This window comes from Streptomyces sp. NPDC054841 (assembly GCF_053611045.1).
On record NZ_JBSGZO010000403.1, the window covers coordinates 1 to 8,011 of the forward strand.

The 8,011-nt window shown below is 71.5% G+C and carries 5 protein-coding genes; 1 reads left to right on the plus strand and 4 read right to left on the minus strand.

Annotated elements, in window-relative coordinates; genetic code table 11:
• Positions 1-153: 153 nt before the first annotated feature.
• Together ACWGI8_RS34615 and ACWGI8_RS34620 are read right to left on the minus strand one after the other, a co-directional pair.
• Complete coding sequence (locus tag ACWGI8_RS34615; protein WP_453667079.1) at positions 154-1,707, minus strand: acyl-CoA synthetase; 1,554 nt, start codon at positions 1,705-1,707, stop codon at positions 154-156.
• The gene (locus tag ACWGI8_RS34620; RefSeq protein ID WP_453667081.1) at positions 1,704-2,813 is read right to left on the minus strand and encodes an NAD(P)H-dependent flavin oxidoreductase; all 1,110 of its coding nucleotides are present in this window, start codon (positions 2,811-2,813) and stop codon (positions 1,704-1,706) included. The genes ACWGI8_RS34615 and ACWGI8_RS34620 overlap by 4 nt, the downstream gene beginning before the upstream one ends.
• Before the next feature lie 162 nt (positions 2,814-2,975).
• On the opposite strand from ACWGI8_RS34620, the gene ACWGI8_RS34625 reads away from it, so the two are divergent.
• Positions 2,976-4,793 (plus strand): serine hydrolase, encoded by a 1,818-nt coding sequence (locus ACWGI8_RS34625; RefSeq protein WP_453667082.1) that lies wholly within the window; start codon positions 2,976-2,978, stop codon positions 4,791-4,793.
• 18 nt (positions 4,794-4,811) lie between these two features.
• Here ACWGI8_RS34625 and ACWGI8_RS34630 read toward each other — a convergent pair whose 3' ends face one another.
• Positions 4,812-6,377: a phytoene desaturase family protein gene (locus ACWGI8_RS34630; RefSeq protein ID WP_453667084.1), complete on the minus strand. Its 1,566-nt coding sequence runs from the start codon at positions 6,375-6,377 to the stop codon at positions 4,812-4,814.
• Between the two features lie 103 nt (positions 6,378-6,480).
• Positions 6,481-7,818 (minus strand): DUF2252 domain-containing protein, encoded by a 1,338-nt coding sequence (locus tag ACWGI8_RS34635; RefSeq protein WP_453667085.1) that lies wholly within the window; start codon positions 7,816-7,818, stop codon positions 6,481-6,483.
• Positions 7,819-8,011 lie beyond the last annotated feature (193 nt).

Here is an 8,011-nt window from a genome sequence, read left to right on the forward strand (position 1 = left end):
CTCATACTGGGCGTATTCGGGCGATCCGACAACGCAGCGAGGTGCCGTAGCTGTCGTCGTGCGCCCGCCGGGGATTACGGGACAGCCCTTAGGGGCGGCGACGGTCCGCTGCCCTCGCTCCCGGGGCGCCGGCGCCGGTCGGGCCGACGCCGGTCAGAGCGGGCGCTCGTGCCCCTCCCAGTACGGCTCGCGCAGGCGGCGCTTGTAGAGCTTGCCGTTGGGGTCGCGAGGCATGGCGTCGATGAAGTCGACGCTCTTGGGGCGTTTGTAGCCCGCCAGCTGCCGCTCGCAATGGGCGAGGACAGCTGCCGCCAGCGCCGGGCCCGGGGTCTGGCCTTCGGCCGGTTCGACGACGGCTTTGACCTCCTCACCCCAGTCGCTGTGCGGGATGCCGAAGGCCGCGGCGTCGGCGACCGCGGGGTGGGTGAGGAGCGCGGCCTCGATCTCGGCGGGGTAGATGTTGACGCCACCCGAGATGATCATGTCGATCTTGCGGTCGCGGAGGAAGAGATAGCCGTCCTCGTCCAGGACCCCGAGGTCACCGACGGTGAAGAAGTCACCGATGCGGTTCTTGCGGGTCTTGGCCTCGTCCTTGTGGTAGCTGAAGCCGCCGGTCGACATCTTCATGTAGACGGTGCCGAGTTCGCCGGGCGGCAGCCGGTTGCCGTCGTCGTCGAAGACCGCGAGTTCGCTGATCGGCCAGGCCTTGCCGACCGTACCGGGCTTCTTGAGCCAGTCCTCGGCGGTGGCGAAGGCACCGCCGCCCTCGCTGGCCGCGTAGTACTCCTCGACGCAGTGCCCCCACCACTCGATCATCGCCCGTTTGACGTGGTCGGGGCAGGGCGCGGCGCCGTGGATGGCGTGCCGCATGGAGGTGACGTCGTACCGGCTGCGTACGTCCTGCGGCAGCGAAAGCAGCCGGTGGAACTGGGTGGGGACCATGTGCGTGTGCGTGCAGGCGTGGGCGTCGATCAGCCGCAGCATCTCCTCGGGCGACCATTTGTCCATGAGCACCAGTCGGTGGCCGATGTGCAGGGACGCGCCCGCGAACTGCAGCACGGCGGTGTGGTAGAGCGGCGAGCAGACGAGATGGACGTTGTCGTCGAAGGGCCTGATGCCGAAGATGCCGAGGAAGCCGCCGAGGTAGGTCTCCTCGGGGAGCTTTCCGGGCAGCGGGCGGCGGATGCCGCGCGGACGGCCGGTGGTGCCGGAGGTGTAGTTCATGACCCAGCCGAGGGTCCGGCCGTCGGGCACCGACTCGCTCCGGCCGTCGAGGAGTTCGGCGTACGGACGGAAACCCGGGATGTGCCCGACCGCGTGCCGGTGGCTCGCGGGCAGCCCCGCCTCGTCGGCGGCGGCGGTCGCCGCGGCGGCGAACCGTTCGTGCGCGATGAGCACCTTGGCCCCGGAGTCGGCGACGATCCAGGCGATCTCCGGTCCGACGAGATGGTGGTTGACGGGAACGAGATAGAACCCGGCCTGGGATGCGGCGAGATACGCCGTGAAGAACTCGACGCCGTTGGGGAGGACGACGGCGAAGGCGTCACCCCGTTCCAGCCCTGCCGCGCGCAGCCCGTGGACGACCCGGTTGACGTCGGCATGCAGCCGGCCGGCGGTCCATTCCTCGCCGTCGGGTGCGATCAGGACCGTGCGGCCGGGGTCGGCTGCCGCCTGGGCCCAGAAGCCGTTGGGCCGCTGCTCACTCACGACTTGCTCCTTCCGGCGATCCGGTTGATGCGGTCCACGGCGCGCTCGAAGCCGCGGGTGAGGTCGTCGAAGACCTGTTGAACGCTGCGTTCGGAGTTCATGCGGCCGACGATCTGGCCGACGGGGGTGCCGAGGAGGGGTTCGATCTCGTACTTCTGGATCCGGGAGACGGCCTCGGCGACGAGCAGCCCCTGGAGCGGCATGGGCAGGGTCCCGGGGCCGGCCGGGTCGTCCCAGGCGTCGGTCCATTCGGTGCGCAGCTGGCGGGCGGGCTTGCCGGTCAGGGCGCGGGAGCGGACGGTGTCGCCGGAGCCGGCGGCGAGGAGCTTCTCGGTGAGGGCGCGGGAGTGGAGTTCGGCCTCGGTGGTGGTGAGCCAGATCGAGCCGAGCCAGACGCCCTGGGCGCCGAGGGCGAGCCCCGCGGCGATCTGTTCGCCGCTGCCGATGCCGCCGGCGGCGAGTACGGGCACAGGTGCGACGGCGTCGACGGCCTCGGGTGTGAGCACCATGGAGGCGATCTCGCCGGTGTGGCCGCCGGCCTCGTAGCCCTGGGCGACGACGATGTCGATGCCCGCCTCGGCGTGGCGGCGGGCATGCTTGGCGCTGCCGGCGAGAGCGGCGACGAGGACACCGTGGCCGTGGGCGCGCCGGACGACGTCGGGGGGCGGGGAGCCGAGGGCGTTGGCGAGGAGCTTGATCGGGTAGTCGAAGGCGACGTCGAGCTGGCTGCGGGCGACCTGTTCCATCCAGCCGGTGATGCGCCAGCCCGAGGCCTCGCCCTCGGGGAGCGCGGGGACGCCGTGCTTGGCGAGGGTCTCCTCGACGAACCGGCGGTGGCCTTCCGGGATCATCGCCTCGACTTCGGCCTCGGTCACGCCCTCGACCTTCTTGGCGGGCATGACGACATCGAGCCCGTACGGCTTTCCGCCGGTGTGGTCCTGCATCCAGTCGAGATCGCGTTTGAGGTCGTCGGGGGCGGTGTAGCGGACCGCGCCGAGCACCCCGAGCCCGCCTGCCCGGGTGATGGCGGCGGCGACCGCTGGGAACGGCGTGAAGCCGAAGATGGCGTGCTCGACTCCCAGTTTCTTGCTCAGCTCCGTCTCCATGGGCGGCAGGATGCCGCAGCGGAACGGCCGAGGGAAGAGATTTTCTGATGCAGTGTCAGATTATTGGGTTGATCGAGGGGTGTCGTGACGCTCCCTCACCCCGGTAAGAAAGTTTCACGTGTTGCACGTGAGCCCGAAGGATTCTTTCAGGGAGGCTGGGACATGGCAGAGGACTCGGCGGGCAGAGGAATCAGCCGTCGCACGCTGGGCGGCGGGGTGCTGGCACTGGGGATGAGTTCCCCCATAGCTTCGCATGGGAGGTACCCCCAGGTGATCGGACCGCTTCCGGGCGGCGCGGCAGCGTCGGAACCAGGACCCCGTCACGGGCGTACGACCCTGCGGCGCGGCTCCCCCGAGCGGGCCGGGCTCATCGCCGCGCACCTCGACCAGTTGGTCACGGACGCCGAGAAGTATCTCTCCCCCTCCCCCAAGCACCCCTGGTACGCGGGAGCGGTGCTGCTCGCGGGCCGGGGCGGGACCGTCGCCCTGCACCGTCCCATCGGCAAGGCGGTGCGGTACGCGGCCTACGACGAGAAGACCGACACGGGGGTGGAGTTCCCCGCCGAGCAGCAGATCCCGATGGCCGAGGACACCGTCTTCGACCTCGCCTCCGTCTCCAAGCTGTTCACTTCGATCCTCGCCGTGCAGCAGATCGAGCGCGGCGCGCTGGAGCTGGAGGAGAGAGTCACGGCGTATCTCCCGGAGTTCGGGGCCGCGGGCAAACAGGACATCACCGTACGGCAGTTGCTCACGCACACGTCGGGATTCCGGGCGTGGATCCCGCTGTACAAGGAGCCGACGCGGGAGGGGCAGCTGCGGCTGCTGTGGAACGAGGCTCCGGCGAATCCGCCCGGCAGCAAGTACCTGTACTCCGACCTCAATCTGATCTCGCTTCAGCTGATCCTGGAGGAGATCACCGGTCATGGGCTGGATGTGCTGCTGCACGACGAGATCACCGCTCCGCTCGGGATGCACCGCACACGTTTCAACCCACCGCCCTCCTGGCGGCCGAAGATCGCCGCGACCGAGGACGCCCGGCTGCCGTGGTCGGGGCTGAACCGGGGCCTGGTGTGGGGCGAGGTGCACGACGAGAACGCGTACGGGTTCGGCGGGGTCGCGGGCCACGCGGGTGTGTTCTCCTGCGCCTGGGACCTGGCCGCGCTCGCCCGGACACTGCTCAACGGCGGGGCCTACGGACGGGCCCGGATCCTCTCCGACGAGTCCGTGGAGCTGATGTTCACCGACTTCAACACGGCGTTCCCCGGTGACGAGCACGGGCTCGGATTCGAGCTCTACCAGCACTGGTACATGGGCGCGATGGCCACTCCGCGCACGGCTGGACACACCGGATTCACCGGCACGAGCCTGGTCCTCGACCCGTCGACCGACTCGTTCCTCGTGGTGCTCGGCAACTCCGTGCACCCGGTGCGTAGTTGGCGTTCGGGCAGCGCCCCGCGGGTCGCCGCCGCCAACGACATGGCCCGCGCCGTCCCCGTACGTCCCGACCGTGGCCGCACCGCCTGGTTCTCCGGCATGGCCGGGGCCACGACCGCGACCCTCGCCCTGCCCGCGCTCGGCCCGTCCTCCGACCGCGCCCGACTGCGCTGCTCCCTGTGGTGGGACACCGAGCCCGGCGCCGACAAGGTGTTCCTGGAGGCCTCGGCGGACGGCGGCGCCACTTGGGAACCGGTGCCTTTCACGACCGTACGCGAGGGGCGGCAGCCCGAGACGCGCCCCTCGGGCTCCGCGACCGGCTGGTCCGGCCGCACCTGGCACCGCCTGGAGGCCCCACTGTCCGCGTGGGCAGCCCGGCCGGTCCGGCTGCGCTGGCGGTACACGACGGACCAGCTCTATGTGGGCCGCGGCGTGTACGTGGACGGCCTCCGGGTCGAGGACGGCGGCCGCGTGCTCTTCGACGAGCGGCGTCCCGGCGATGCGGAGCGCATCGAGGCGGTGGGCTGGACGGTGTCCGCGGACTGAACGCGCCGAGCACACGACTCAGTGGCCCAGCACCGCCATCGCCGCATTGTGACCGGGGATGCCGCTCACCCCGCCGCCGCGCACCGCGCCCGCGCCGCAGAGGAGGACGTTCGCGTGGCTGGTCTCCACACCCCAGCGGCCGGTCGACTCGTCCGCGTACGGGAAGGCCAGATCCCGGTGGAAGATGTGGCCACCGGGCAGCCGGAGATCGCGTTCGAGATCGAGCGGGGTCTTCGCCTCGATGCAGGGCTGCCCGGCCTCGTCGAGGGCCAGGCAGTCCGTGATCGGTTCCTCCAGATGGGCGTCGAGTTCGGCGAGGGTGGTTTTCAGCAGGGCGTCGCGGGTCGCGTCGGGGTTGTCGGCGAAGAGGCGGGCGGGTGTGTGCAGGCCGAAGAGGGTCAGGGTCTGGTAGCCCTGGGCGGCCAGTTCGGGACCGAGGATCGACGGGTCCGTGAGCGAGTGGCAGTAGATCTCGGACGGCGGGGCCTGCGGCAGCCGGCCGGCCGCGGCCTCGGCGTACGCGGTCGCCAACTGGCCGTATCCCTCGGCGATATGGAAGGTCCCGGAGAACGCCTGCCGCGGGTCGACATGGTGGTCGCGCAGGCGGGGCAGCCGGCGCAGCAGCATGTTGACCTTGAGCTGGGCGCCCTCCGCGGGGGCGGGGGGCTCCTCGCCGAGGAGGGCCGCCAGGGCCTGCGGCGAGGCGTTCACCAGGACCTTTCGGGCGGCCACGGCACCTTCGCCGTCGTCGGTGCGGAAGACGACCTCCGCGGTCCCTCCATCGGTGTCGATCCGGATCGCCTCATGACCGGTGACGATCTCCGCGCCGGCCGTGCGGGCCGCGTCGGCGAGCGCGTCGGTGAGGGCTCCCATGCCTCCGACCGGGACGTCCCAGTCGCCGGTGCCGCCGCCGACGACGTGGTAGAGGAAGCAGCGGTTCTGACGCAGCAGTGGATCGTGGGCGTCGGCGAAGGTGCCGATCAGCGCGTCGGTCAGCACGACGCCCCGGACCAGATCGTCGGAGAACCGCTCCTCGATCGCGACTCCGATCGGTTCCTCGAACAGCATCCGCCACGTGTCGTCGTCCGCGACGCGGTCCCGCAGTTCGGCACGGGTCGGCAGCGGCTCGGTGAGCGTCGGGAAGATCCGTTCCGCCGCGCGCCGGGTCGTCCCGTAGAAGGCCTCCCAGGTCTCGTACTCGCGGCCGGAGCCGGTGAGCGCGGCGAAGGACTCGCGCGTGCGGTCCCCGCCGACGAGCAAGCCGGTGGGCCGGCCGCCCCGCACGGTGGGCGTGTAGGAGGAGACGGTCCGCTTCCGTACGGTGAAGCGCAGCCCCAGGTCGCGGACGATCTTGTCGGGCAGCAGGGACACCAGGTACGAGTAGCGCGAGAGCCGGGCGTCGACCCCGGCGAAGGGGCGGGTGGAGATGGCCGCTCCCCCGGTGTTCCCGAGGCGCTCGAGAACGAGGACGGAGCGGCCGGCCCGGGCGAGGTAGGCGGCGGCGACCAGTCCGTTGTGGCCGCCGCCCACGATGACGGCGTCGTACACGGTCCGGGTAAACGTTTCGGCAGAGGCTGCTGGCATGCCTCTTCGTAACACGCGATGATCGCGCGGACCAGAGGGCGGCCGGGGAACGCCCGCCACAACCCGGCCGGGACCGCTTGTCACACCCCGGTCGGGGCGCTTGTCACACCCCGGTCGTGGCGTCGATCGCACCGGATGCGACCGCCGCCTCGAGGGCCGCGTGGTCCGCGACCGTGCGGTCGGCGTACGCCATGGCGAAGTCGGCCATGGCCAGGTCGAACCTGTCGGACGTGCCGAGATACGCGGCGATGGCGATCCGCTGCCCGGACCGGGCATGGGCGCGGGCGAGCGCCCTGCCGCACAGTCCGGCGTAGTCCCGCAGCACCGTCGGCGTCATGTCGGCGATGTCCGCCGAGCCTTTCATGTCGCGCAGCTGCCGCCAGTAGAAGTAGCGGCCCTGAGGGCCGGTGACCCAGCCGAGGAAGATGTCGCTCGCCGCCTGGAGCAGCCGCTGGCCCGCGACGACGCGCTGGCCCTGGTGGCGGTACGTCGAGGCCGGCAGATGGGGTTCGAGGACGGACCGCTGGGCCTCTTTGATCTGCAGGAAGAGCGGGTCGTCCGGGTCCCGGCCGACCATCAGCGCCACGAAGCAGCGGGTGCCCACACTGCCGACTCCGACGACCTTGCGGGCCGCCTCGACGAACCGGAACCGGTCCAGCAGAACCCGCCGGTCCTCGGGCAGGGTGCTGCGGTAGTCGCTGAGGATCTTCCGTACGGCCGCCGCGTCGATCCCGTCGACCGATTCGAGCAGCGGCGGGTCCTGGACGATGCGCCGGTGCCCCTCGACGCTCTCGGTCAGCTTCTCCATGGCCTGCAGGCTGGTGCGGCTGCGGGCCCTGGCCAGCTGGGCCTCGAAGTGCGCGCGGCGGATCTTCGCCACGATCGGGACGAGGTCCTCGGCGGCGATCCGCTCGTACCAGACGGCGAGCTCTCCGAGGCCCGCGAGCCGGCGAATGGACAGCCGGTACGACTCGGCCGCCGCCTGCGCGGCCAGCTGGGCCTGCGCGTCCGGCTGTCCGTTGTCGCGTGCGGCCACGGCGACGCTGGCGACGAGCCGCTTCACGTCCCATTCGAAGGGACCGGGGAGCGTCTCGTCGAAGTCGTTGACGTCGAAGAGGAGCGTGCGTTCCGGGGAGGCGAAGAGACCGAAGTTCAGCAGATGGGCGTCGCCGCAGAGCTGGACGTGGAGTCCGGTGTTCGGGTGCGGGGCGAGGTCGGCGGCCATGACGGCGGGCGCGCCGCGCAGATAGGTGAAGGGGGACTCGAGCATCCGGCCGTAGCGGATGGGCACCAGATCCGGCTCCCGCGTCCTGGCCTGTTCCTCGAGGATGGCGAGGGGCTCCGGCCGGTCCGCGGCGGGGATCCAGCGGCCGTGCGATGAGCGGGGCACCTGCTTGCGTGCGGTGCGGCCACGCCGCACCTGTTCGGCGAGGTCCGTCATGGTGACAGTGTGCGCGCGGACCCGGGGGGCCGCGATCGGCGCAGCGGGGGGACCGTTCGGGTGAGGGCGGGCCCGGCGCCGCCCGGCTCAGCGGCCGCGGGTGCCGCGCTGCTGGCGGAGCGCCGCCACCCGGCGGTACAGCTCGACCGCCTCGCCGCCCCGGCCGAGCTGCTCCAGGCAGTGCGCCTCGTCG

Coding starts and splice junctions, on each gene's coding strand:
- ACWGI8_RS34620 (WP_453667081.1), bottom strand. CDS start 2,813: ATGGAGACGGAGCTGAGCAAGAAACTGGGAGTCGAGCACGCCATCTTC.
- ACWGI8_RS34625 (WP_453667082.1), top strand. CDS start 2,976: ATGGCAGAGGACTCGGCGGGCAGAGGAATCAGCCGTCGCACGCTGGGC.
- ACWGI8_RS34630 (WP_453667084.1), bottom strand. CDS start 6,377: ATGCCAGCAGCCTCTGCCGAAACGTTTACCCGGACCGTGTACGACGCC.
- ACWGI8_RS34635 (WP_453667085.1), bottom strand. CDS start 7,818: ATGACGGACCTCGCCGAACAGGTGCGGCGTGGCCGCACCGCACGCAAG.